General features: G+C 64.0%; 24 protein-coding genes and 1 riboswitch. Of the genes, 14 read left to right on the top strand and 10 right to left on the bottom strand.

Annotation, left to right across the window (positions count from 1 at the left end):
- The first annotated feature begins 5 nt into the window (after positions 1–5).
- Complete coding sequence (locus tag J3A64_RS19885) at positions 6–1,103, top strand: hypothetical protein (RefSeq protein ID WP_011776485.1); 1,098 nt, start codon at positions 6–8, stop codon at positions 1,101–1,103.
- Positions 1,084–1,623, top strand: a complete 540-nt coding sequence (locus J3A64_RS19890; RefSeq protein ID WP_210065530.1) for a hypothetical protein — start codon at positions 1,084–1,086, stop codon at positions 1,621–1,623. The genes J3A64_RS19885 and J3A64_RS19890 overlap by 20 nt, the downstream gene beginning before the upstream one ends.
- A gap of 29 nt (positions 1,624–1,652) precedes the next feature.
- Here J3A64_RS19890 and J3A64_RS19895 read toward each other — a convergent pair whose 3' ends face one another.
- Both J3A64_RS19895 and J3A64_RS19900 read right to left on the bottom strand, forming a co-directional pair.
- On the bottom strand, positions 1,653–2,462 hold the full coding sequence (locus tag J3A64_RS19895; RefSeq protein WP_014923103.1) for a GerMN domain-containing protein: 810 nt from the start codon (positions 2,460–2,462) through the stop codon (positions 1,653–1,655).
- Between the two features lie 182 nt (positions 2,463–2,644).
- Positions 2,645–3,214, bottom strand: coding sequence for an NAD(P)H-dependent oxidoreductase (locus J3A64_RS19900; protein WP_210065532.1), 570 nt, complete (start codon positions 3,212–3,214; stop codon positions 2,645–2,647).
- 124 nt (positions 3,215–3,338) lie between these two features.
- Between J3A64_RS19900 and J3A64_RS19905 the strand changes: the two genes are divergently transcribed.
- From J3A64_RS19905 to J3A64_RS19945, 9 genes are all read left to right on the top strand, one after another.
- Positions 3,339–3,944, top strand: a complete 606-nt coding sequence (locus tag J3A64_RS19905) for a TetR/AcrR family transcriptional regulator (RefSeq protein ID WP_193352630.1) — start codon at positions 3,339–3,341, stop codon at positions 3,942–3,944.
- 330 nt (positions 3,945–4,274) lie between these two features.
- Complete coding sequence (locus J3A64_RS19910; protein ID WP_011776480.1) at positions 4,275–5,258, top strand: ABC transporter permease; 984 nt, start codon at positions 4,275–4,277, stop codon at positions 5,256–5,258.
- A complete protein-coding gene (locus tag J3A64_RS19915) occupies positions 5,258–6,229 on the top strand; it encodes an ABC transporter permease (RefSeq protein WP_014923099.1) in 972 nt (323 codons plus the stop codon). Before J3A64_RS19910 ends, J3A64_RS19915 begins: the two co-directional genes overlap by 1 nt.
- On the top strand, positions 6,226–8,385 hold the full coding sequence (locus J3A64_RS19920; protein ID WP_210065534.1) for an ABC transporter ATP-binding protein: 2,160 nt from the start codon (positions 6,226–6,228) through the stop codon (positions 8,383–8,385). The genes J3A64_RS19915 and J3A64_RS19920 overlap by 4 nt, the downstream gene beginning before the upstream one ends.
- A 79-nt stretch (positions 8,386–8,464) precedes the next feature.
- Complete coding sequence (locus J3A64_RS19925; protein ID WP_210065536.1) at positions 8,465–10,192, top strand: ABC transporter family substrate-binding protein; 1,728 nt, start codon at positions 8,465–8,467, stop codon at positions 10,190–10,192.
- A 236-nt stretch (positions 10,193–10,428) separates the two neighbouring features.
- Positions 10,429–11,478: a Gfo/Idh/MocA family oxidoreductase gene (locus J3A64_RS19930; RefSeq protein WP_210065544.1), complete on the top strand. Its 1,050-nt coding sequence runs from the start codon at positions 10,429–10,431 to the stop codon at positions 11,476–11,478.
- A gap of 185 nt (positions 11,479–11,663) precedes the next feature.
- A complete protein-coding gene (locus J3A64_RS19935; RefSeq protein ID WP_014923095.1) occupies positions 11,664–12,362 on the top strand; it encodes a hypothetical protein in 699 nt (232 codons plus the stop codon).
- Between the two features lie 87 nt (positions 12,363–12,449).
- Positions 12,450–13,001: an RNA polymerase sigma factor gene (locus tag J3A64_RS19940; protein ID WP_014923094.1), complete on the top strand. Its 552-nt coding sequence runs from the start codon at positions 12,450–12,452 to the stop codon at positions 12,999–13,001.
- Positions 12,998–13,861, top strand: a complete 864-nt coding sequence (locus tag J3A64_RS19945) for a hypothetical protein (protein WP_210065546.1) — start codon at positions 12,998–13,000, stop codon at positions 13,859–13,861. The genes J3A64_RS19940 and J3A64_RS19945 overlap by 4 nt, the downstream gene beginning before the upstream one ends.
- Positions 13,862–13,928: 67 nt before the next feature.
- Here the strand turns inward: J3A64_RS19945 and ald are convergent, their stop codons facing one another.
- Positions 13,929–15,047: an alanine dehydrogenase gene (gene ald / locus J3A64_RS19950; RefSeq protein ID WP_011776472.1), complete on the bottom strand. Its 1,119-nt coding sequence runs from the start codon at positions 15,045–15,047 to the stop codon at positions 13,929–13,931.
- A 208-nt stretch (positions 15,048–15,255) separates the two neighbouring features.
- On the opposite strand from ald, the gene J3A64_RS19955 reads away from it, so the two are divergent.
- Positions 15,256–16,470, top strand: a complete 1,215-nt coding sequence (locus J3A64_RS19955) for a CdaR family transcriptional regulator (RefSeq protein WP_043470794.1) — start codon at positions 15,256–15,258, stop codon at positions 16,468–16,470.
- A gap of 132 nt (positions 16,471–16,602) precedes the next feature.
- On the opposite strand, the gene J3A64_RS19960 is transcribed toward J3A64_RS19955, so the two are convergent.
- Positions 16,603–17,952 carry a hypothetical protein gene (locus J3A64_RS19960; RefSeq protein WP_210065548.1) on the bottom strand — a complete coding sequence of 450 codons (1,350 nt, stop codon included), beginning with the start codon at positions 17,950–17,952 and terminating at the stop codon, positions 16,603–16,605.
- A gap of 2 nt (positions 17,953–17,954) precedes the next feature.
- A riboswitch (cyclic di-AMP (ydaO/yuaA leader) is annotated at positions 17,955–18,100 on the bottom strand.
- Positions 18,101–18,350: 250 nt separating this feature from the next.
- On the opposite strand from J3A64_RS19960, the gene J3A64_RS19965 reads away from it, so the two are divergent.
- Positions 18,351–19,415 carry an ATP-dependent DNA ligase gene (locus J3A64_RS19965; RefSeq protein ID WP_210065550.1) on the top strand — a complete coding sequence of 355 codons (1,065 nt, stop codon included), beginning with the start codon at positions 18,351–18,353 and terminating at the stop codon, positions 19,413–19,415.
- A gap of 3 nt (positions 19,416–19,418) precedes the next feature.
- On the opposite strand, the gene J3A64_RS24005 is transcribed toward J3A64_RS19965, so the two are convergent.
- The 6 genes from J3A64_RS24005 to ptsP form a co-directional block, all read right to left on the bottom strand.
- On the bottom strand, positions 19,419–19,682 hold the full coding sequence (locus tag J3A64_RS24005; protein ID WP_043470792.1) for a DUF6480 family protein: 264 nt from the start codon (positions 19,680–19,682) through the stop codon (positions 19,419–19,421).
- Positions 19,683–19,794: 112 nt separating this feature from the next.
- Positions 19,795–20,586 carry an alpha/beta fold hydrolase gene (locus tag J3A64_RS19975; protein WP_210065552.1) on the bottom strand — a complete coding sequence of 264 codons (792 nt, stop codon included), beginning with the start codon at positions 20,584–20,586 and terminating at the stop codon, positions 19,795–19,797.
- A gap of 14 nt (positions 20,587–20,600) precedes the next feature.
- Positions 20,601–21,266: a maleylpyruvate isomerase family mycothiol-dependent enzyme gene (locus J3A64_RS19980; RefSeq protein ID WP_210065554.1), complete on the bottom strand. Its 666-nt coding sequence runs from the start codon at positions 21,264–21,266 to the stop codon at positions 20,601–20,603.
- 18 nt (positions 21,267–21,284) lie between these two features.
- On the bottom strand, positions 21,285–21,704 hold the full coding sequence (locus J3A64_RS19985; protein WP_210065556.1) for a helix-turn-helix domain-containing protein: 420 nt from the start codon (positions 21,702–21,704) through the stop codon (positions 21,285–21,287).
- A gap of 114 nt (positions 21,705–21,818) precedes the next feature.
- Complete coding sequence (locus J3A64_RS19990) at positions 21,819–22,097, bottom strand: HPr family phosphocarrier protein (protein WP_011776464.1); 279 nt, start codon at positions 22,095–22,097, stop codon at positions 21,819–21,821.
- 30 nt (positions 22,098–22,127) lie between these two features.
- Complete coding sequence (gene ptsP, locus J3A64_RS19995; protein ID WP_210065558.1) at positions 22,128–23,828, bottom strand: phosphoenolpyruvate--protein phosphotransferase; 1,701 nt, start codon at positions 23,826–23,828, stop codon at positions 22,128–22,130.
- Between the two features lie 129 nt (positions 23,829–23,957).
- Between ptsP and J3A64_RS20000 the strand changes: the two genes are divergently transcribed.
- Entirely contained in the window at positions 23,958–24,680 is a 723-nt protein-coding gene (locus tag J3A64_RS20000; protein ID WP_014923084.1) for a TetR/AcrR family transcriptional regulator, read from the top strand.

Raw genomic sequence — 24,680 nt, forward strand, 5'->3', positions numbered from 1 at the left:
GGTCCATGGCACGGCGCAGTGTGCAGTTCTGGCGGATCGAGCAGCTGAACGGTGACGGGCTCAGCCGGCCATTTCCGGCGCGCCGCGTGGCCGAGGTGCTGAAGAAGGCCCAGGATGCCGGGACGGACCGGCACTTCACTAGTGTTGACGGCACAGTGTTGCTCGCGCAGGCTGTGGCGTCGTCGCCGCACCCCGTGCTGCTCTTGGACAGAGTACGGGACACCAATCTTCCGAGTGTGGGAGATGCGCTCGGACGGCGGAAGCCTCTGCCGTTGGCCCCGGGTGACCATCTGCTGGAGACCACCTACTTTGCCTTCCTGAAGAGGAATGTCATCGCTGTGCTGACCAGCGGCAACGGCCCCCGCGCGTCCAGGATGGGCGAGTATCTCGAGGGAATGCTGGGGCTTGAGCCAGCCCTGGTGCCGGTGGTCCGCGAGGATATCGAGGAAATCCTCACCCGACTGGAGGTGAGCCGTTTCGAGTTCGCCCTTCCCGCCGAACGTCTGTCCGGGAAGCTCATGGAGGGCGAGTGGGCCGATGTCCTGGACAGCGCGTCGCGCCTCATGAATGAGGGTACATTCCGTATTTCCTTGAGCGTGGGCAGGTCCGGCAAGGCAGAGGACAAACAGCGGATCCGTGACCGCATTCAACAGCTGATCGACCTCTTCCGCAGGGCCGGGTCCGTGGAACATTTCGATTATGTTGTGGCGGAGGGCAAGGACTCCCTGACGGGGGACCGTGAGGTGGTGGACCTGCTGAAGGAGCGGTTCATCTCGCACATCGAAGTGGATCCGGACGTCTTCAATGATCCTCAGAAGTCCACCGCTGAGGCTATCGCCATCCTCAATAAACAGGCCAGGGACAACGAGGCATTTTTCGCGAGGACATTGCCGGACATCAAGGGCTCGGCTGATTCAGGTTTGGTGCCGGACATCGTTGCGGGTGGAATGGCCACTGTTCGGGCAGCTTTGGCGGCCGCGGTGGAGAGCGCTGAAAAGGGCGGTCACGTAGCGGCTAGTCCGGAAGCAGCCAGGCACGTACCAGCCAGTCACGCACCAGGGGAGAACCAAGGCGGTGCGGATCATGAGCTTGTACGAGGTTGACGTCGAGCGAACCGGCCGCCGCAGGACTTTGTGGCGTTGGTTTCTGTTGCACCCCAGCGCTGACTTCGGATGGGCTGCACTGGCCGTGCTGCTGTGGCTGGGATTCGCCCTGCTTGCGCGTCAACCCTTGATGCTGGAGAACGTGGACCCCGGCGCCCGGCGTACCCTCTTCCAAACGCTCGCGACCCTGGCAGGGGCTACGGCTGGCCTGACCCTCACCAGTGTTTCCATGCTGATCAACGTGCTGGGAAAGAAAGCTGCACCGGGTCAGCGCGAACTTCCCTTGGAGAAACTATCCGCTACCTACCGGCGTCAGATCGGCGAGGTGTTCCTGTTTGCCATCCCTGGGCTGGGCCTGCTGGTGGTTGCTGCCCTGGTCACGGTGATCCTCGAAGGAGACGCCGTCACGGGCCTGTGGATCCCTCAGGCGCTGGTCTTCGTGCTGGCCTTCGCTTCAGTTCTTGCCCTGCTGCGTGTGGCGTGGGCACTGCGGAGGGTGCTGGCTATCGCAACGGCGTAGCCACTCCCTGAAGAACGGCAGGCGCGGGATCACCGCACGCTTAGCGCCTCCGTCAATGTCCGGCCGTTCACGTAGATCTCGGCACGCGAAGCACCACTGGCCTGCACTATGGTCTGGGTCAGTTGAGCTTGGATCCGTGGAATGTCGCACACACCCCCGGGCCGCAGTGATCCGCTGAGGTTAACCACCACTGTTGCCCCGCTCTTGTAGCCGGAGAGGTAGCGCAGGGATGAATCAGCCAGGGCGTCGTAGAGGGCCGCGTCGCTGTCCACCGGCATCCCGGCCTCCAGCAGCCGGCCGAGTGCCACGGACAACGGATCGCCGGGCACGGCAACGCCCCTGACCGGTACCAGGCTGTCGTTACATCCGAACCGCACGCCGCGGGCGCCGCCGTCGTCAATTGCTACGTAGTAGACCGCTGGTCCGGAGTCGGCAGAGTCCACGGGTATGACCGTTGCGGTCGCTGTTGGTTCGGGTGCGCTGGTGCCCGGCTGGGGTGAAGGCTCGACGACGGGCACCGGCTGGGTCGGCGCAGGCGACGGGCTGCTCGGGGGCGCGGTGGATGGTGCGGGCGGCGCAGCCGGGACGGCAACCGAGGGAGTACCCGGGCTGGGCTGTGCAGGGGCCGAAGTCCCTGAAGCCGACGCCGCAGGGGTTGAAGCCACCGGCTCGGTACTGGGCACGGCAGGGGGAGTCACGGAAACTGTCGGCAACGGTCCGGCGACCTCGGAATCTTCAGGTCCAGCGGGCACTGCGGTGCAGCCAGCCACCCACAGGCCGAAGAGGAGGCAGGCGGCCGTGATCGCCGTCGTACTTTTTGTTCCCCGTCCGGCATGCATGACAGCCCGCGCTCCTGTCCGTCCACCTGTACTTCCTACGTTAGGACTGGACGGCGGATCACAACATGCCGTTAGGGTGACGGTTCGGACAAGAGTTGGTCACGCCCGGCACGGCAAAGCTGAAGAAACGCGAATGCCCCCGCCCCGCCGAAAGCGGGACAGGGGCATCAAAAGCGTAGAGACTAAGCTGCTGCTTCTTCTTCGTCCTGAACGGCGGTCAGGGGCTCGAAGATGCCCTTGATCTGCTCAACAACTTCAGCGTCGTCCTTCGGGTGCAATTCAGCGAAGCGGATCATGGAACCCGGAACGGCCAGCTTGACGTCTTCAAGGACCTTTGCGCCGGCGATGCCAGCGGCCTTGCGGGCCTCGTCCTGGGCCCACACGCCGCCGAACTGGCCAAAGGCGGTTCCGACGACGGCGGTCGGCTTGCCGGAGAGGGCGCCGGCACCGAACGGGCGGGACAGCCAGTCGATGGCGTTCTTCAGGGAGGCGGGCATGGTGCCGTTGTGCTCGGGGGTGACCAGCAGGATGGTGTCGGCGTCGGCTGCTGCAGCGCGGAGGGCGGCGGCTTCGGCGGGAACCTGGCCTTCGACGTCGATGTCTTCGTTGTAGAAGGGGATGGTGCCCAGCGAGCCGTGGATCCGCACGTCAACGTTCTCGGGTGCGTTCAGCTGGATGGCTTCGGCGAGCTTCTTGTTGTGGGAATCGGCGCGCAGGCTGCCGACGAGGGTAAGAACAGTGCTCTTGGACATGGTGTCTCCTTGTGTCTGGCCGGGTACCTTGCGGACCCGACCTGCGATGTCTGGGCTTTGGGGCCTTCACCGATACTAAACGGACTATGGTCCGCTTTCTATTCCCGGGGTCTAGAATATTTCTGTGAGCTCGATCCCAATCCGTCCGGACGTGCCCCTGGGTGCGCCCCACGAGCGCAGTGATGCAGCGAGGAATCGCGAGCGCTTGCTTAATGCTGCCCGGGACTTGGTGGCCGAGTTTGGCGCTGAAGCGCTGACCATGGATGCGCTCGCCTGCAAGGCCCAAGTGGGCAAGGGGACAGTATTCCGCCGCTTTGGTAGCCGCGCCGGGCTCATGATGACCCTGCTGAGTGACTCCGAGTCCGAATTCCAGCACGGCTTCATGTTCGGGCCGCCGCCGCTTGGTCCGGGGGCCGCACCGCTGGATCGCTTGGTGGCCTTCGGGGAGGGGCGCATCTATTTTGTCCTCGAGAACGGCGAGCTCTTGAAAGCCGCCGGGGCGGCTACCCGTAACAGGTTCGATGTCCCGGCGACCAAACTTTCGCATCGACATATGGAGGTCCTGCTGCGGGAGGCGGGAATCGCGGATCCTTGGGTGATGGCGATGTCCCTGACTTACGCGCTGGACCCTGAGCGGATAGTGGACGACGTCCGTGTCCGCGGCATTTCCCCCACCCGGCTAGCGGAGTCATGGCGCGATCTGGTCACTCGGCTCATGGGCGCCGCTTAGAGCACACCGCGGCGCCAGCCGGCACTGTTAGCGCCCCCATCCGTCCCGCTGACAGCGCAACAATGCTGCCGGCGTCGTAAACATGGCGCAACCTGCACATAACAATCTGGCTGCAGGCGCGAAACCGGACGCCTCGAAGCAAAACGTGAAGCAGTTATTGTGGTAGTTTCCTCTTGAATGTGACGCATGCCATACAGGGCTGGTGATCACTGAAGGGGTGCGGGGGGCCCAAGAACCCGCTGCGCCAATTCGTAGCTGACGCCGGCCACAGCCGGGAACCGCGGAAGGACGAGCATTGAGTTTTGCCACGATTCGGGGCAGCCGCCCGACATGCTGAAATATCTGATGAAGCGGTCGGGCATTTACCTGATCATGATCTTCCTGACCACTAGCGCGGGGTACTTCCTGGCGGTCTCGTCGCTGAAGCCCGCAGTACTGGAGCAGGAGAAAATCCCGCGGCCAACCCCCGAACAGGTAGCGGCGTCCTTCAGGGGACTCGGACTGGATCCGGATTTGAACCCGTGGGAACGGTACATTCAATGGCTCTGGGGCATCATCACCCGCTGGGACTGGGGCCGCAGCCCGAACGGGGCCTTCGTCAACGCCGAATTCGCGGACCGCGTGTTGGTCTCCACCCGGCTGTTCATCGCCTCGATCATCCTGACACTGATCATCGGCGTCGCGCTCGGCGTCTACTCCGCCGCCCGCCAGTACAAATTCCAAGACCGCGTCATCACGTCCTACAGCTACCTGGTCCACATCCTCCCCGCGCCCATCGCCTACTTCCTGGTGCAGCTGGGCGCCATCAGCATCAATGAGGCAGTGGGCGAGCGCATCTTCTTCGTGACGGGAATTTCGACGCCGGGAATTGAGCCAGGCTGGCCGGCTTTCGTCGACCTTGTGGCCCACTACGCCGTGCCCACCTTCGCGATGACCATCTTCGGTTGGGCCGGTTACCAGATCGCCCAGCGGCAGTACCTCCTGGACAACGTGAACGCGGACTTTGTCCGCACCGCCCGGGCCAAGGGATTGACCCGCAACCAGGCCATCAGGAAGCACGCACTGCGTGTCTCCTTCATCCCGGTGGCACAGAGCATTGCGTTCACCATCCCGGCGATCTTCACGGGCGGCTTCTTCGCGGAGGCCATCTTCGCCTGGCCCGGCATCGGCCTCTGGAGTATCCAGGCCATCAGCCTTCAGGACGTCAACGTAGCCACCGCCACGCTGGCCTACGGCTCCGTGATCTTCGCGATCGGCGCCATCCTTGCCGACTTCGCCACCACGCTGGTCGATCCACGAGTGAGGGTCCAGTAATGACCAACATCATTGATCCCATTGCGGAAATCGACGAAGCCCGGGTTGCCGACCAGGACGTCGTCATTGGGAAGTCCCGGATCATCTTCCGTCGCTTCATGCGGAACCGGACCGCCGTCGCCGGTTTGTTCATTTTCCTGGCGCTGTTCCTCTTCTCCATCTTTGGCGGGTTCCTGACCTCGTGGGACAAGGACACCCTTGATCCGCTAAACATCGGTATGCCGCCGTCGCCGGACCACTTGTTGGGGACCACACAGGCCGGCATCGACCTCATGGCGCTCATTGTGGATGGCACCCGGACTTCCATTCTCATCGGCCTGATCGTGGGCGGCGTGTCCGTGCTGATCTCGGCGGTGTACGGCTGCACCATGGCGTTCTTCGGCGGCAAGGTGGATGCCACCATGCTGTTCATCCTTGAAGCGCTCATCATGATGCCCGCCATCCTGGTGGTCGCCGTCGCAACCAGCGGAAGTGGTGGGCTCAAGGACCTCCCCAGCTGGCTCTTGCTGGTGGTCGTGCTCCTGTTCTTCAGTTGGATGGGAACCGCCCGCCTGGTGCGCTCGCTGGCCATGTCCCTGATGCAGCGCGATTACGTCAAAGCCGCCACTTACATGGGTGTCCCGTCCCGCAGGATCGTATGGCGCCACCTCGTTCCGAACATCGGCTCACTGCTGGTCCTCGACTTCACCCGTGGCATCACCGGCGCAATCCTGGCCGAAGTGGCATTCTCCTTCATCGGCATCGGTATCAAGCTCCCTGACGTCAGCCTCGGTGTCCTCATCGGGCAAGCGACCGGCCAGGTGTCCTCCTTCCCGTGGATGTTCTGGGTTCCGCTCACCGTCATGTTCCTGCTGACCGGCTCGCTGGCCATGATGAACGACGGCCTCCGCGACGCCTTCGACCCCAGCTCCAGTTCCATCGGCCGGGCGAAGCAGGCCAAGCCCCAGACTGCGAAGAAGACCACCAAATGAGCACCAACACCACTCCCGCCGAGCGCCTCCGCGACGCCGGACTCTACGCACCCGGCGATGCCGTCCTCAGCGTCCGCGACCTGAACGTCCGCTTCAACTCCGAGAACGGTGTGGTCCATGCAGTCCGGGGCGTCGACTTCGACCTCATGCCGGGGAAGACGCTGGGCATTGTGGGCGAGTCCGGCTCCGGCAAGTCCGTGACGTCCATGGCCATCATGGGACTCCTGCCCGAAACCGCGGACATCACAGGCTCCGTCCGCTACAAGGGCAAGGAACTCCTGGGCCTCAGCGACAAAGCCATGTGCAAGCACCGCGGTAGTGACATCGCCATGGTGTTCCAGGACCCGCTGTCCTCGCTGACTCCGGTCTACACGGTGGGCACCCAGATTATTGAGGCGCTGACTGTCCACAACCCGACAATGAGCAAGCAGGCGAAAGAAGCCCGCGCCGTCGACCTTTTGCGCATGGTGGGCATCCCGAGCCCCAAGGACCGGCTGAAGGCCTTCCCGCACGAATTTTCCGGCGGTATGCGGCAGCGCGTGATGATCGCCATTGCGATCGCCAACGATCCGCGCGTACTTATCGCGGATGAACCCACGACGGCGTTGGACGTCACCATCCAGGCGCAAGTGCTGGAAGTCCTGCACACCGCGCAAGAGGAGACCGGCGCCGCCGTCGTGATGATCACGCACGACCTCGGCGTCGTGGCCGGCATGGCCGACGACATCATGGTCATGTACGCGGGCAAGCCTGTGGAAACCGGCACTGTGGAGGACATCTACTACAACCCGCGGATGCCGTACACGCTGGGCCTCCTCGGCGCAGTTCCCCGTGTTGACACCGCCACCAGGCAGTCGTTGGTTCCCATTGAAGGGACGCCGCCCAACCTGGCCCTGCCGGTGACCGGATGCTCCTTCACTGCCCGTTGCCCCATGGTCAGTGATGCCTGCCTGCACGGGGAACCGGAACTGTTCCCGGTGCCCGGTGTTGAGGGACAGACCTTGGGACACAAAGCCGCTTGCATCAAGGCTGGCGAACTGTCCGGTAACGCTGACGCTCACAAGATTTTCCATGCGCCGCCCAAGCCGGTGTCAAAGTTCGACGGCGTCGCCCGCGTCGAGCGCCAAAAGGTCCTGGAACTCAAGGACGTCAAAAAGCATTTCCCGCTGCTCAAGGGTGCCTTGATCAAGCGAAGGATCGGCACGGTCAAGGCCGTGGACGGCCTCAGCTTCGATATCCGCGAAGGCGAGTGCGTTTCCATTGTGGGGGAGTCCGGCTGCGGCAAGACCACCACACTCCTGGAAATCATGGAGTTCCACCCGGACCAGGTGGGCGAAGTGGTCATCGGCGGCGTCAGCAACAAGGTGGCCACCGATCACAAGACCAAGATGGCCATGCGCAAGGAAATGCAGATGGTTTTCCAGGACCCCACAGGTGCCCTGGATCCGCGCTTCACGGTGTACGAGGTCCTGGCCGAACCGCTGGAAAACCTGGGCATGCCCAAGGCCGCCATCAAGAAACGCATCATGGAACTCATGAAGCTGGTGGGCTTGCAACCTGACCATGTGAACCGCTTCCCCAACCAGTTCTCCGGCGGCCAGCGCCAGCGCATCGGCATTGCCCGGGCGCTCGCGGTCAATCCGAAGCTCGTGGTGCTGGATGAACCCGTGTCCGCGCTGGACGTATCCGTGCAGGCCGGTGTCATCAACCTGCTGGACAAACTCCGTGCCGAACTGGGCCTGAGCTACCTCATGGTGGCCCACGACCTCTCGGTGGTCCGGCACATCTCCGACCGTGTGGCCGTGATGTACCTCGGCAAGATTGTGGAAACCGGAGACGTGGACGACGTCTTCGACAACCCGCGCCACCCCTACACCCGGGCACTGCTGTCCGCGATCCCGGTGCCGGACCCCTCCCTGGAACGCACCCGCGAACGCATCATCCTGCAGGGCGACCTGCCCAGCCCCCTTGATGCTCCCAAGGGGTGCAACTTCGCCACCCGCTGTCCCGTATTTGCCGCACTACCCGCCGCGAAGCAGGAGAAGTGCCTTAATCTGGAGCCGCCATTGGCCTCGGAAAAGGAAGGCACACAGGACTTCGCATGCTTCTTCCCCGACGGAGAGATAGATTCCGACATGCTGGTGGTGCATGCCTGACGACATATGACGCTTTTGAAATGAATCCCTGGTCTCAACTCGCAAATGAATTTCCAGTCGTAAACATGAAGGGCAAACCATGAAAAAGTACACGACGATCGGTGGCGTAGCGCTCGCAGCAACGCTTATGCTGACCGCTTGCGGCGGGGGAACGCCGTCGGGTCCGGCCTCTCAGAAGGCCGAAGAGAGCGGAGGCGATATCAGCAAGCTGATCAGCGTCAACGCCAAGGAAGCAAAGGATCTGGAGCAGGGCGGGACAGTGACGTTGCCAACTGTCGATCTGGGTCCGGATTTCAACAATAGTTCCAACGTCGGGAATAGCGCCGCCACCTCAGCTGTGTTGACTCCGGTCAATCCGGCGGCCCTTAGCAGCGGCGGGATCGGCGGTTGCTGGAAGCTGGACTTTGACGGCAAGGCTGAGCCGAACAAGGACTTCTGCGAAGAGGTCAAGAGCGAAATCAAAGATGGCAAACAGACCATCACCATCAAGGTCAACGAGAAGGCGACCTGGAACGATGGCACCCCGATCGACGTCAAGACCTTCGAGAACACGTGGAAGATGTCCCGCGGCGAAGACAAGGCGATTGACATCGTCAACCCCGGGGCGTATCCGTTTGTTGAATCAGTCAAGGCCGGGGCCAACGACAAAGAAGTCATTGTCACCACCAGTCAGCCGGTCTACCCACTGGAGGACCTGTTCTTCGGGCTGATCCACCCGGCCATCAACACCGCAGAAATCTTCAACAACGGCTTTGCGGGCAACATGCATCCTGAATGGATGGCTGGCCCGTTCAAGGTGGAGAACTACGACACCACCGCCAAGACGGTCACTATGGTTCCCAACGACAAGTGGTGGGGCCAGAAGCCTGTCCTGGACAAGATCATTTGGCGCCAGATGGAACCCAGCGCAACCATCGCCGCCTTCAAGAACGGCGAAATTGATGCTACTGACGCCCGCTCTCTGAGCCGCTACAAGCAGCTTGAAGGAACCAAGAACGCTGAGGTCCGCCGCGGTCAGCGACTGTTCGCCGGTGGTCTCAACATCAACGCCGAGCGGCCCGCCCTCGCCGATGTGGCCATCCGCAAAGCCATCTTCACGGCCGTGGACAGAAAAGCTCTCCGAGATGTTCAGTTCAACGGCCTGAACTGGTCCGAGGAAAGCTCGGGCTCGATGATGCTCATGCCGTTCTCCGAGTACTACCAAGACAACTACCCCGTAAAGGACGCGGACGCTGAGGCCGCCAAGAAGGTACTCACTGACGCGGGCTACACTGCCAATGACAAGGGCATCATGGCCAAGGACGGCGTCCCAGTAACTTTCAAGGTGACCTACTTTGGCGAGGATCCCACACGGGCGGCCGTCTCACAGACCCTGCAGAAGCAGCTTCAGGCCGCGGGCATGGATGTCGCGGTTGAGCAGCGAGGTGACGCGGACTTCCAGAAGGTTCTGGGATCACGGGAGTTTGACCTCACGATTTCGGGCTACACCGTTGGCGCGGATGCCACTAGCGGAGTTAAGCAGTTCTACGAGTCCACCACCAACGAAAACAAGCTTGGCGACGCTGAGTTGGACGCTGAAATCAAGCGCCTGGCAACCATTGCTGATGACAAAGAGCGCAACAAGGCCGCCATGGAGGTAGAGAAGAAGCACATGGAGAAGTACTTCTCCATGGGTACTCTGCTGAACGGCCCGGAGATCCAGTTCGTGCGCACGGGCCTGGCCAACTACGGTCCGTCCCTCTTCAAGAGCACCTCCAACGTTCCGGACTGGACCACCATTGGCTGGGAAAAGGGCGCCAAGAAATAGCCCCTATTCTGTAGTTTCCAAGGTGTAGTTTCCTGAAGGCCGGGAACCCCCTGAGCTGATTCGTCAGTGCGGGGGGGCTCCCGGCCTTCGCCGTCCCCACCCTCTCTCACATCCCTCGTGCTTCAGCCGATCCCTCTCTCACATCCCGCGCCCTTCAGCCGATCCCTCTCTCACCTGGTGATAGAGGGTCGGCGGGAAAGGGCTATTACCTGCGAGAGGGTCGGTAGCCTAGGCACATGACTTCCGATCCGATCCGTACCGCCGTCGCAGGTTTTGGCCTGTCGGGCAGCGTCTTCCACGCCCCCTTCATCGCGAGCAACCCTGCTTATGAGCTTGCCGTCATCGCAACGTCGGACGCCGGGAGGCAGGTGAAAGCGAAAGATCGCTACCCGGAAGCCACCATCGTCAACACCCCGGAGGACATCCTGGCCCTCGCTGACACGTTGGACCTGATCGTTCTGGGCACGCCGCCCGCCACCCATTTCCCCCTTGCGAAAGCTGCGCTGGAAGCCGGGCTCGACGTCGTCGTGGATAAACCGTTCACGGTGCGCAGCGCCGAGGGCGAGGAACTGATCCAGCTGGCGGCAAAACTGGGGCGTGTCCTCACTGTCTACCAAAACCGGCGGTGGGATGGTGACTCGCTGACGGTGAAGAAACTGCTCGACGACGGGACGCTGGGAACCGTGACCCGGTTTGAGGTGGGCATGGAACGCTGGGCGCCGGAGATTTCCAAGGCCTGGAAAGCCAGCGCCACGGCCAAAGACGGCGGCGGTGTCCTGTTCGACCTCGGCACCCACGTCCTCGATCTCACTCTCCGGTTCTTTGGGCCGGCTACCGTCACCTTCGCGGAAATACAGGCTCGGCGTCCTCAGGAAAGCGCCGACGACGACGTCTTTCTTGTGCTCCGGCACGAGTCGGGTGTGGTCAGCCATGTCACCATCAACCTCAACAGCCACCTCCCTGGCCCACGCTTCCGCATCCTCGGCACAGAGGGCGGCTTCGTGAAATTCGGCACCGACCCGCAGGAGCCCTATGTGCTGGGTGGCGGCCTTCCGACAGACGCGGAGTACGGCGTCGAACCTCCCCAAAACCACGGCACCCTTGAGGTAAACGGGCAGCGCATCACCATCCCCACCGAGCGCGGTGCGTACCCTGAGTTCTACCGTATTCTCGCTGAAAAACTCGACGACGGCGGCACCGCCTCCGCGCTTCCGGCGCCGGTGGATCCAGCCGACTCCGTTGCGGTGCTGACGCTGATTGAACAAGCCAGGGCGCTGGCCGCTTAGATTCGTGAGCGACACCCACATTCGTCGGCGATGAAACCCGGCAAAAAAGAATTTCAGGACAACGCGTAACCTCGCCGGTGCCGCGAACGATGTAAGGGGAGTGCGGGCCACGTCCGCACGCTGATCATCCGGTCGCGACCCAACCGCGGCCGGGGCAATCCCAAAATCGTTTGTCGGAGGGTTTCATGTCCTTGTTCACTGTCCTTGCCACCAGCAAAGTCGCCGCGGGCGTCCTGGCTGCCGGAGCTGTAGCTGCCGGCGGAACCGGTGTCGCTGCCTTCAACGGCGCACTTCCCGCCGGGATCCAGCAGACCGCTCACGACTTCGTTGGCGCGCCGGCTCCGGTTGCTGAGAAGGCCGCTGAGGCAGCCGACGCAGCCGAAACCGCCAAGACCAAGGCGACTGACGCCGTCGAGACCGCGCAGTCCACTGCAACTGAGGCTGCCGAGGCCGGCCAGGCGAAGGCCACGGACGCTGTGTCCGATGCCAAGGCGGCAGTTGAAGACGCCACGTCTCCGGAGGCGTTTGGCCTCTGCACCGCTTTCCTCAATGGCGGCTTGAAGTCCGATGCGAAGGTCCCGGGCTTCGAGTCCTTGACCATCGCTGCCGGTGGCGAAGCCAAGGTGGAGGCGCACTGCGAAGCCGTGGTCGAAGCCGGTAACGCCGCCGGCCTGAAGGCTGACGGCTCCGCCAAGGCAGAGGCCGACGCAGACGCCGCCGTAACCTCCGAACTGCCCGCAACGCCTGCTGTTCCGGCTGTACCCGCAGTACCCGCCGTGCCCGCAACGCCGGCTGTCCCCGCGGTGCCTGCCGTTCCAGCGACGCCTGAGCTGCCGACGCAGGTTCCGGCTGTTCCCGGCGCGTCTCTCGATTCTGTCCGCTAAGCAAGCAGCGGTTACGGTTTAAGGGCGGGGCTCCTTGGCTTAGGACAAGGAGCCCCGCTACGTAATGTGGGACGGAGACATCCACGGGTGCTTGACCCTTTGGCTGATGAATACGTGCAGGCGGATCAGGACGATCCCGCCCTGCTCTTCACGGCTGCCTACAATAACTTCGCCGGACCGGTGTTTGGTTACCTCCGGGCACGCGGCGTGGACGACCCCGAAGCCGTGACGCAGGACGTATTCCTGGCCCTGTACCCAAAGCTGGAAACGCTGCATGGCGGGCTCCAAGGAGCAAAGACCCTGTTGTTCTCCATAGCCCACGCCCGGATGGTGGATCACTATCGCAAACGGGAACGAACGCCCGACTCCACGCCGTATGAAGCGGACTTGGACGCTCGGCGGGCGCCATCGGCGGAGGACCAGGCGTTCGGGCGGGTCGCCGGCTTGGGAGTCACGGAGATTCTGGATGACCTCCCCGACGATTATCGGGAGGTCTTGGCCCTCCGGGTCGTAGCCGATGTCTCAGTGGAAGATACCGCGGCGATCATGGGCAAATCCCAAGGCGCCGTCAAACAACTGCAGCGCAGGGCATTGAGTGCACTGAAGAAGCGTGCACTACTAAGGAACGGCACATCATGAGCGAACAATTTGCGCCCCGCGGACTCAGTGACCAGCGGGCAATCGACCACCTGCTGGCCGATGCCGGACTCGCGGACGACGCCGAGCTGCGCACTGAATTACTTGAGCTCCGATCCCTGGCGGGCACTGCCCCTCTGCCGTCCGAGGCTGTTCGCGCGCTCATGGTCGGCGGCCCGGCCGCTGCCACCCAGCAAATAGCTGCCCCCCAGGGGATCACTGCCACCCAGCACATCACGACGGCGGACGGCCCGTCCGCGGTGTCGGATGCACCGACGGCGGTACTCGCCACGGTAGCCCCGGAACCCGCGCCCGTAGACGAACTTGCCGCCCGGCGTCGGAAGAAGCGCCGCACGGCCATCGCGGGTCTCGCTGTTGCTGTGTCCTTGGCCGGCGGTGCTACGGCTGCCGTCGCTTCCGAGGGCGGCCTGCCGGGGGCCTTCCAGCATCTCGGGGCAGCGATCGGTTCCGTGGTCTCGCAGCTGAGCCCGGGTTCCGGTAGTGCTCCCCAGCCCGGTGCACCCGCCGGCACCACCCCCGGGCCGTTGCCTGTCCGGGAAGAGCCGCAGCAAGCTCCTGTTCCGGCGGAGCCGCAGCCTACGCCGGACGCGCCGGGCAACCCCGCCGTTCCCGCTCCTCAGCCGGGGCCCGGTGGCGCGTCGCCGCACACGCCCAAGGCACCGGCGCAGAAGGACCCCGGCAACGGCGTTATCCCGACGCCTCCAGCTCTACCCGTGACACCGCCGGGTATCGACCCTTCCAAGATTGATCCCTCAAAGCTGGGCCCATCGGGTGTTCCCGTGCCGGTTCCGACGCAGCTCATCCCGTCGCTCCCGGCAGACCCAAGCATCCCCGCGGGTTAACCACGACGGCGGGGTGCGGCTTCTCGTGGAAGCCGCACCCCGCCGTCGCGCTTGTTAATCCTTGGAACTACGCGGAAACGAGCGTGTGCCAGTCGTTGACGAGGGGCAGGTTGTGCGCCTCGGAAACGGAGTGGTGTGCCACGTGGCCTGCAGCGATGTTGAGGCCGGCGGCGAGTGCGGGGTCGCGGTCGAAAGCGGCCTTGACGCCCAGGTTGGCCAGTGCCACGGCGTAGCGCAGGGTGACGTTGGTCAGTGCGTACGTGGAGGTGTTCGGAACAGCGCCGGGCATGTTGGCCACGCAGTAGAAGATCGAGTTGTGGACCTTGTACGTCGGTTCCTGGTGGGTGGTGGGGTGCGTGTCCTCGAAGCAGCCGCCCTGGTCCACCGCGATGTCCACCAGAACCGAGCCCGGCTTCATGCGGGCAACGAGGTCGTTGGTGACCAGCTTGGGTGCCTTGGCGCCGGGGATCAGGACGGAGCCGATCACGAGATCTGCGTCGATAACTGACTTCTCGATCTCGTAGGCGTTGGAGGCTACGGTCTTCAGGCGGCCCTGGTACAGGGCATCCAGTTCGCGGAGCCGGTTGATGTTGATGTCCATGATAGTGACGTCAGCACCGAGGCCCAGCGCCATGGCGGCGGCGTTGGTTCCCGCAACACCGGCGCCGAGGACAACAACCTTGGCCGGGCGCACGCCCGGTACGCCGCCCAGGAGGACACCCTTGCCGCCGGCCGGAGCCATGAGCGAGGATGCGCCGACCACGACGGACAGGCGGCCTGCGACCTCGGACATCGGGGCGAGCAGCGGAAGGGTGCGGCCTTCCTGCACGGTTTCGTAGGCGATGGCCGTGACGCCGGAGTTGATGAGCTCGGCGGTGAGTTCGGGTTCTGCGGCGAGGTGGAGGTAGGTGAAGAGGATGAGGCCCTTGCGGAAGCGGTGGTACTCGGCCGCGATGGGTTCCTTGACCTTCATGACCATGTCCGCGCGGGCCCACACGTCATCTGCTTCGTTGACGATTTCGGCGCCGGCGATCGAGTATTCCTCGTCGGTGATGCCCGAGCCGAGGCCTGCGCCGCGTTCAACCAGAACGGTGTGTCCGTGGGTGCGGAACTCGTGGACGCCAGCGGCCGTGATGGCTACGCGGAACTCGTTGTTCTTGATTTCTTTGGGGACGCCGATGATCATCTGTGGGCTCCATCGTTAGCGGCCTCTTCGGCCGAAAATGTGTTGCGGGCTGTGATTCCAGAATAAATCCGGCTGTGAGGCAGGCGACATGGACTCCGAGCAGCCAGCACGCCGGAACCCCGAAAAGTCAAGGTTCTGCAGCGATAATGCTCGACATTTGTCGAGGACTGAAGCGTCAAGTGTCGCCTGCTGTTGGTACGCTTTCGGGATGCAGCAGGACGTGGAACAGATCGTTGAACGCGTGGCCTTGAAGCTGGGCAGAGGACTGTCCCTGGAGGACCTCGACGGCGTTCTCCTGGCCTACAGCTCCAACCAATCCCACGCCGACCGCGTCCGGGTGAACTTCCTCCTGAGCAAGCGGGTCCCCAGCGACGTCAGCGCCTGGCAGCTCGCTCACGGCATTGCCACGGCGGTGCGACCCGTCGTGGTTCCCGCCAACGATGAACTCGGCATGTTGGGCCGCGTCTGCGTGCCGCTTTTGGTCCGCGGTTTCCGCGTGGGGTACTTGTGGGTCCAGCTGGACCTTGAAGAACAGAGTGCGACGGCGATACTCGCTGAGTTGCCCGGCGTGCGTGACGAGCTGGACCTGTTGGCGGGCTTGCTCCTTGATTCCAATACGGCTGAATCGGAGTTCCGGCGAAGGCGTGAACAGGAGTTTCTCTCAGCTTGCGGCGGCGAATCGAACGCTGTGGCCGCCGTCGCGGGTTGGAAGGAAATCCAGGGCCGCGGTCCGTGGCAGCTGGTGACCATCCTCGACCCTGATGGCGCGAGGTCCGACGTCGATCCCATTGCCGCTACCTTGACGCACCGTTCCGCGGCTTTGCAGTCCACTATCGGCGTCAACGCTGCCCTGTTCAGCGCCGGAACGGAGACGCATTCGGTGGTGTTGTTCCGCGAGTCGGGCGGCCGGGCGGACCACGCCCAAGTACTGGTGCACTATCAGCTGGAGCTTGCAAAACGCGCGGGCCGCAAGGTGGACAGGGTGATCCTGGGCATCAGCGAACCCTTCCAAGTCATCCGGCAGCTCTCGGGCGCGTACCGTCAATCAAAGGTTGCTGCGCAGGCGGCTGCAGTGGACCAGCCCTTGGGAGAGTTGGTGGACAGCCGGACTGTTGGTGTCTATCAACTTTTCGATCGCTTGGTGGCGCCCGGCGGCTGGGATGACACAGGATCGGTGCATTTTCGGACGCTTGAGGACCACGACAAGAACGGCGAACTCCTGCCCGTCCTGGAATTGCTGTACGACAATGACGGCTCAGTTCAGGACGTCGCTGCCAAACTTCATCTCCACAGGAGCAGCATCTACAACAGGCTCGGCCGGATCCGCCAACTCATCGGTGCTGATCCGTTGAGTGGCGCGATCCGGCTCGAGTTGCATGCGGCCCTGAAGGCGCGGCGCTGGGCGGGGCGGCCGCGCATCTGAAGGGTCCTTACGAGCGCCGCAGACGCTGGCAGCTCCAGCGCCCCATCCGGCGGCGGAACGTGGCAGTCCGGCTGCTGCTGCAGTGCCGGCTATGCCATCCCACATGAGTGGAGGTACGGGGCAGCCGGGTGCTCACTTGAGGGCCGTCCGGGCTGCATCCAGGATGTCCTGAAGAGTCGACTCGCTGGGCTGGGGGGCCGAGGCGGCCTGCGGCTTGCTCGGCCGGGGCTTGGAGGTCGGGGTTGCAGTTTCCGTTGGTGTGGGTGTCGGAGTGGGCGTGGGCGTCGGCGTGGTTGTCGGCGTCGGGGACGGCGGCGTGGTGATCGTGTCCGACGGCACCTCGCTCGGCGCAGGAGCCGGCTGCGTGGGGACCGGGCTGGCAGCGCCAGGCGCGGCCGGGACAGAGGACGGTATGGCTGAAGGAACCCATACCGGGTCCGCGAGGGATACCTTGGGGGTCGCAGTCGACGACGGCGACACGGCCTGAGGTGCTTCCGCCACCGTTGCCGGCTGGCCGGCCTCCGAAGTCTCCGTTGCTGTTGACGAAGCTGACGGCGATGACGCCGTGGAGTAGGACGCCCTGGGCGCGGGCGACGCCGAAGCCGAGGTGCGGCCGTCGCTGCCACTGGCTTCCTGGACCGGGGTCTCCTGGCCGAAGAAAGGAAGCTCAAGGGCCTGCCCCAACGTTCCGGCCGTCAACACGAGGCCAAGGGCACCGGCAACCACGGCCATGCGCTGGCTCATGTGTTTGACCGACGCGGCTTTTCGCAGCGCGGCATGAGGTTCGCGGCCAAATGAAGACCCCGCCCCGAAGTTGGACCTGGTTGCTGTGCGCGCGGCAGGCTGTCGAACGTCCTTGCGGCTGGCCAAGGACGCCGAGGCCGTTGCGGCTGCAGCAACCTGCGCCGGGGACTTGCCGCGCGGCGACTCCGCGCGGGCGGCCACCACTGGAATAGCTGCGGTTGCGGGTTCCGAGGTCTCAGGCTGCACCACTGGAATAGCTGCGGTTGCGGGTTCCGAGGTCTCGTCTTCCTGGGAGCCCTGTGTCGTGGCGGCTGGCGGCACGATGGGAATGGCCGCGGTGGGAGGTCCCGGTGTGGTGGACGCCGGCGCTGCAGCCTGAGCGGCCTCAACGGCGGGAATCGCCGCAGTTGCCGGTTCCGCCTGCGCGGGCTGCTCGGTCGCGGACTTTTCGGGGGCCGATAGTTCGGGCGCGATCACAGCCTGGGCTGCCCTCTGCCGCTCGGCCGCACGAACCTCCGCACGAGTGGCGGGCATCGCAACCGTGGGCATGGCCGCAGTGGCGGGTTCCGGCGTCGTGCCTGTGTTCGTTGTGCCTGTCTTAACGGCGTTTTCGGGCGTCGCGGCGTCCGCCTGCGCGCTGGTGAGGAATCCGCTGGGTTGGGCCCGACGGCGTCCGGTTGGCTTGGTGCGCTCGCCTTCAGTCTGGGCGCGGCGCGGCTGATCCATGGTTGGGGACATGGTGGTTGCCTCTCAACGCCTTCGAGGTTAGCTGTCGGGTTCGGACGAGGCCGTCCGGCCGCCTAAGCGGCTTCACCCCAAGGACTTGAAGTAAGTCCGGGAACTTTTGGGTCCCCCGTCTCTGCCGCGGGTCTGGCGGATCCCGGATTGCGGCAGAGCTCGGCGTCAATCCGGAAGCGGCCCAGCGGAGATACGGGTCGCCCTACGACGGTACATGAGCCGGAAAGTAAAGTCACATTAATGTAACGGGCGGTAGGTCTGAGCAAGCGAGGGGGTTCTATGACTTAGGCTTCGGGGCTGGCGCCGGGGCAGGTAGCTCATGCTGGATCTTCTGGATCGAGCGAGATATCCATGGCCTAACACTAGCTTCGGCGTGCACCGGCAGGTAGACATTGTCTATGGACCTGCCTGTGATGCCACCCGTCTCGCCCATGCTCGCCAAATCCGTTCCGACAATCCCCGATGTTGGGCACTACGAGCCCAAATGGGACGGGTTCCGGACCATCGTCTTCAAGGATGGCGACGAGATCGTCCTGGGCAGCCGCAACGAGAAGCCGATGACCCGCTACTTCCCCGAGGTGGTGGAGGCGCTCAGGAAGAACCTGCCGGACAAATGCGTGATCGACGGCGAGATCGTCCTGATCGAGGGCAAGAGGCTCGAATTCGAGGTACTCCAGCAAAGGATCCACCCCGCCGACAGCCGCGTCCGGATGCTCGCCGAGAAGACCCCGGCGTCCATGATTGCGTTCGACATCCTCGCGCTGGGCGACGAGAACCTCATGGACAAGCCGTTCTCCGAGCGCCGCGCCATCCTGGAGCGTACGCTCGCCAAGGCCGATCCGCCAGTCTACGTGACGCCCGCGGTGACGGATCTCGAGCGGGCGCAGGAATGGTTCGTGCAGTTGGAAGGCGCGGGACTGGATGGGGTGCTGTCCAAGCCGTTGACCGGGGCCTACCAACCCAATAAGCGGGTGATGTTCAAGACGAAGCATGAGCGCACGGCAGACTGTGTGGTGGCGGGATTCCGTTGGCACAAGACCGCGAAAGTTGTGGGGTCGATGTTGCTCGGCCTGCACGATGACACGGGCCGGCTGCATCATGTGGGAGTGGTGGCATCGTTCCCTATGGCCCGCAGGGAGGCTTTGGTGGCAGAACTGGAGCCGTACCAGGTTGAACTCAGCGAGCACCCGTGGGGTGAGTGGGCCAACCAGGACGAAGCTGCCGGGGGTTCACGCATGCCCGGCGCCCAAAGCCGGTGGAGCGGGGGGAAGGACTTCTCCTTCGTGCCCCTGCGCCCCGAACTTGTGATCGAAGTAAAGTACGACTACATGGAAGGCGACAGGTTCCGGCACACCACGCAGTTCCGTAGGTGGCGGCCGGACAGGACCCCCGAGAGCTGCACGTACTCGCAACTGGAAGAGCCTGCCGACTACGATCTCGGGGAAATCCTGAGGCTGCCCTAGCCCCTACTCTTCGTGGCCTTGGTCGCTGCTCATGCTGCCCTCGGCCGGTGGGGTTTCGCCCGGAGGCACGCCGCCGCCCGGCTCCAAGCCTGTGACATTTCCGTCGAGGGGATCAGGGTTGGCGGAAGCGGCGGGGTCATCGTCTTCGTCCTGGCGCATGTCTGGATCGTCGTGGATGCTGTCGGCATCGGAGGTGGTGTCGTAAGGCCCGGTTGCGCCGGTTGCGCCGAAGCCCTGGGTTTCTTCATTCGAGTTTTTGTCGGTCACGATCAGCCCTTTCGTAAGCAAGCTTACTATTGTGCTTGCTTCGTCAGCCTAGCCGGGACGTGCTGACCCAACAAGGGGCACCCAAGCCATGGGGCGGCGTCGTACTTTACCTTCAGCGGTGGGGAGTCGTGGCGGTGACAAAGCTCCGGATGGCATCCGCCACAGCCTTGGGACGCATGTGCTGAGCCACGTGCCCGACGCCCGGGATTTCCACCAGCCGCCCCTGGGCCACGGCCCGCGAAAGCCGGAGCGACCATTCGGGGCCCGCCACATGGTCCCGGCTCCCGCGCAGAACCAGCACCGGAACCTGGACTCCGGCGAGGCGTTTCTCCGTGGGGTATTTCATCATGACCGGCAGTTCCGTGAGGTACCAGCGAGGGCCGCAACGGACGTAATCGGACATGACGATCAAGTTGGACGTGGGGCTCTCGCGGAGTATTCCGTCCAGTGTCAGGGCCAGCGACTGCCGCCACACATTCTTGTGCCGCGAATCCACCACCGGCCCCATCAGTACCAACTGCCTGAGCTGCTCGGGGGCGTGCAAGGCCGCTTCGATGGCAAACTGCACGCCCATGGAGTGACCCACCAACACGTAGGAATCGATACCGCGGGACTTCAGGGCCTCGGCAATGAACGCGCCGTATTCCTCCACTGAAAGCTGGCGCCCAGGCTTGGGAGTCCCGGCGAAACCGGGAAGGTCCAGTGAATACGTGGGCGCGCTCGCCGCGAGGTCAGCATGCAGCCGTGCCAGATATCGATGCGACACCCCGATGCCGTGGATCAGGATATATGCGGGCTCGGACATGGGCCCGGCGTCCGGTTCCGGCGCAGGCGTGCCCTCGGTCCAAAGAATCCGGCCGGTCAGGCCCAAGACTTCGACGTCGGCAGAGAGTAGCGCGGTCATCTTTGCTCCTGCTTTCACTGAATTCCCAATTGTTGCAGGAAAACCGGTGCGCCCGGGCCACTCAATTCGTCGTCCCTCACGGGCCGTCCCGACACGGCAAGAAGCAGCGCGATCGCCGGCCCTTCAACTGCGGGACCATCCCCGTGGTCAAACGCGGTGTCGGTGGCAATCAAGCGCCAGCCCTGCGCGATCTCCTTGCCGCCGCCCATTTTGGTTGTAGTCCTGAGTTGGTACTTGAGGGCGGTGGCAACGTGGACAGGAGGGTACTCGCGGCGGATTCCGAGGGGGCGCCGGATATCCTCTCCGTGGACGAACGCCTCAACCAGCCGGGTAGCCAAGCTTGCCGGCGGACCCGAGGTCCGCGAAAGCACCGCGCGCAGCCCGTTCAACGTCTGCGCAGGCTCTCGTGTCTTTTCGCGCTCCACACCTACGGCGTTATCACGGTCAAAATCCATTCGGGAGGCAACCAGCCGGCGGATGAAGCTCAACCTCGTCGTCTTGGCGCTGTCGATTACGTGAGCCAGGACGTCGTGCACGTTCCAACCGGCACACAGCGACGGCGTCTGCCATTGAGCTGCCGGAAGCGGCTCCAGATCCTGCAACAGCGCACGGCGCTCCTGGTGCACCACGGGCCAAACGGTCGAAGAGGAGCTTGTTGCCATACCGCTATTGAACAGCATGCTGGTGATGTGGGGTGGCTAGCTGTGGGAATCGGTGGATTCGTCAGCTCCTGCGCTCGCCTCGGCCTGCTGCCTCTTCTTCTGCGTTTCCAGCCAGGCGATGATGGCGGCCTGCCGGATCCGACGATGCGTTCCCCGGTACTCCACCGGTATTTCGCCGCGATCGGTCATGTTGCGCAGATAGGTGTGAGAGATGCCCGCGAGCTCTGCAGCCTGGGATGTGGTGAGCATTTCCTCGACGCTGCTCACCGTCACCGTTTCGCCGCGGCTCAGTCTTGCGAGGAGGTCGACGACGGCGTCCCTGGCCTCGTTCGGCAGGCGGTGGACCGTGCCATCCACGAACACGGTGATGTCGTTGCTGTCCTGGAGGGAGCGCGCCAGATTCCGGGCGTCGTCGGCGGGCAAGCCAGGAGTGACGCGGGGAGCTATCAATGCCATGGCAGAAGCCTAGCCTGTGGGAGTGGGCTGCCCGATTCGGGGGTTCCCTGCGGGTCATGCCGTGCGCACGGCACTGTTGGCAGGGAACCATCGAAACGGCCGCCCGGGCAAAAACTACTCTGCGTCCAGGTCTGTCTCCAGCAGCTTCACCAGCGCGTCCAGCGCAGCGTCGGCTCCGTCGCCCTCGGCCCGCAGCACCACGACGTCGCCCTTAGCGGCGCCGAGGGTCATGAGGGAAAGGATGCTGGCGGCGTCGAGGGCGTCATCGGCAGGGTCGCCCTGCATGGCGATGGTGACCTCCACGGGCTGCTCGCCCGCGGCTTCCGCGAACAAGGCGGCGGGACGGGCGTGCAGGCCGGAGCGGCTGGCGATGGTGGCTGTGCGTTCGGGCATGGTTTCTCCTTCGACAGAAACAGGCAGGGTTTAGAGGCCGAGTTCTTCGAGCACGGGCAGCTTGGCGCGGACCCAGTCCCGGGCTTCGGTGGCGCTGGGCGCGGAAAGGGCCAGGCGGGCCAGTTCCTGTGCCTGCTCCAGCGTGACGGTTTTCAGCACAGTCCCGACGGCGGCCAGGGAGCGCGCGGTCATGGACAGTGTGGTGACGCCCAGGCCGGTCAGCACGACGGCGAGCGCAGGGTCAGCTGCTGCCTCACCACAGACACCCACGGGCTTGGCAGTACCTTCGCGACCAGAGCTTTCCTGCTCCGCACCTTCGACGGTGAGCTGCACGAGCCGAAGCACGGCAGGCTGCCACGGAGTGTTGAGTTCCGCGAGGGGTCCAAGCTGGCGGTCGGCGGCCATGGCGTACTGGGTGAGGTCGTTGGTGCCCAAAGAGGCGAAACCGACTTCGCGCAGCACGGTGGCAGCAGTCAACGCGGCAGAGGGAACTTCCACCATGACACCCGGCGTTTGGATTCCGGCGGCGGCACACAGTGAGGCGAACCGTCCGGCTTCGGCGGCCGTGGAGATCATGGGGGCCATGACCCAAACGTCTGCCTCGGACTCCGAAGCTGCCCGGGCGATGGCCTCGAGCTGACGCTCCAGGACGCCCGGTGTGGTGAAATCGGTGCGGTAGCCGCGGACACCCAGTGCAGGGTTGGGCTCGGTGGCATCCGTGAGGAAGGGGAGCGGCTTGTCGGCGCCCGCGTCAAGGGTGCGGAGGACCACCTTCTTGCCCGGGAACGCGTCGAATACGGCTTTGTAGGCTGCGGCTTGCTCGTCCACGGAGGGTTCGGTGTCGCGCTCCAGGAAGCAGAACTCCGTGCGGAACAGGCCCACTCCCTGTGCGCCCAGAGCGGCAGCTGCCACGGCGTCTTTGGCTCCGCCCACATTGGCGAGGAGCGGCACCAGGTGGCCGTCCGCCGTCGTGCCGTTTCCGTCGAATTCGGCGAGGGTGGCGGAGGTTTCCGCCCAGGCCGTAGCTGCCGCACGGTGCTCGTCGGTGGGCGAAACGGCAACGAAGCCAGCGGCGCCGTCCACGTACACCTCGGTTCCATCCGCGATGTCGTCAACACCATGGGCCGCAACCACGGCGGGCAGGCCGAGCGAACGCGCAATGATGGCCGTGTGGGACTGCGGGCCGCCGCCTGAAGTCACCAGCGCCTGCACCACCGCGGGATTCAGTGTTGCGGTGTCGGCGGGAGCGAGGTCCTCGGCCACCAGGATGAAGGGCGTGTCGGAGGCAGGAATGCCGGGAGCGGGGACGCCGCGAAGTTCGGCCACGATGCGGGCGCGGACATCCAGGACGTCGGTGGCACGCTCGGCCATGTAGCCGCCCAGGTTGTGCAGCATTTCGGAGACGGACGCGCCGGCTTCCCAGATGGCCCTTTCGGCCGACGACCCGGCGTTGATGAGCTTGGCAGCCGATTTCAGGAGCATGGTGTCCTTGGCCATCAAGGCAGTGGCTTCGAGGACGGCTTTGCCGTCGCCGGAAGCACTGTCCGCGCGTCCCTTGAGTTCGTCATGGACGGCTTGCGCAGCCGCTTTCAAGCCCGCGACGGCGTCTTCCGGGCTCACGTCCGCAGCCAATCGATCTCCCGACGGCGGCTCACTCACCGGCTTGGGCATCTGGCGGACGGAACCAATGATGCGGCCAGGGCTTACCCCTACTCCTTGGAAATTCTGCACTGAATCCTCTGTTCCTGCTTGTTGGTTCAGGCCCTCCGGCGACGGCACCGGGAGCCTCGAAAACTAGCCTACAAAATTCCTTTGTGAGCCACTTCATATAGCAACGCTATAGGTGCTAGGGTAGCGGTTATGAGTTTCGATGACCAGCTTCCGCCCAAAATTCGGTTGCTTCGCGCAGCTGCCGAGTTGCTGGCGAATTCGGAGGGGTCAGCGGTCTCAACGCGCCAGATCACCAAGCTTGCCGGGGTCACGGCGCCCACGCTTTACCACCACTTTGGCGACAAAGAAGGCCTGTTCGACGCCGTCGTTTCAGCCGGATTTGAAGAGTATGTGGCGGGGGAGCGGGATTTTGCACCGTCCGGGGAGCCCTTGGAAGATGTCCGGCGAATGTGGGACAACCACGTCCAGTTCGGACTCAGTCAACCCCATCTGTATCTGGTGATGTTCGGCAATATCCGGCCGGAAAGCCGCCCAGCAATCGTGGCCGATGCTGAAGCGCTTCTGGAGGAGATGCTGAACAAGGCCGCTATCTCCGGCCAGATCAACGTGCCGCCCCGCGAAGCGGCGCGAAGCATTCTGGCGGCCAATGTGGGTGTCACGCTCATGTTGATCGCAGAACCGGTGGAAGAACGGAACCTCGAGCTCTCAACGATGACCCGGGATTCCATGATTTTTGCCGTCTCCACGGACACCGCCCGTGGCGCCGCAGCGGACGACTCCGGTAAGTCGTCCGTGGTTGTTGCGGCAATCGCCCTGAATGCGGCACTGCAGGCCTCGCATTCGGACCAACTTTCCAGCTCTGAATTGAAGCTGTTCCTTGAGTGGCTTCACCGCATTTCCAGCAGCTCCTAA

The sequence above is a fragment of the Pseudarthrobacter sp. PvP004 genome, assembly GCF_017876035.1.
In the GTDB taxonomy this organism is placed as follows: domain Bacteria; phylum Actinomycetota; class Actinomycetes; order Actinomycetales; family Micrococcaceae; genus Arthrobacter; species Arthrobacter aurescens_A.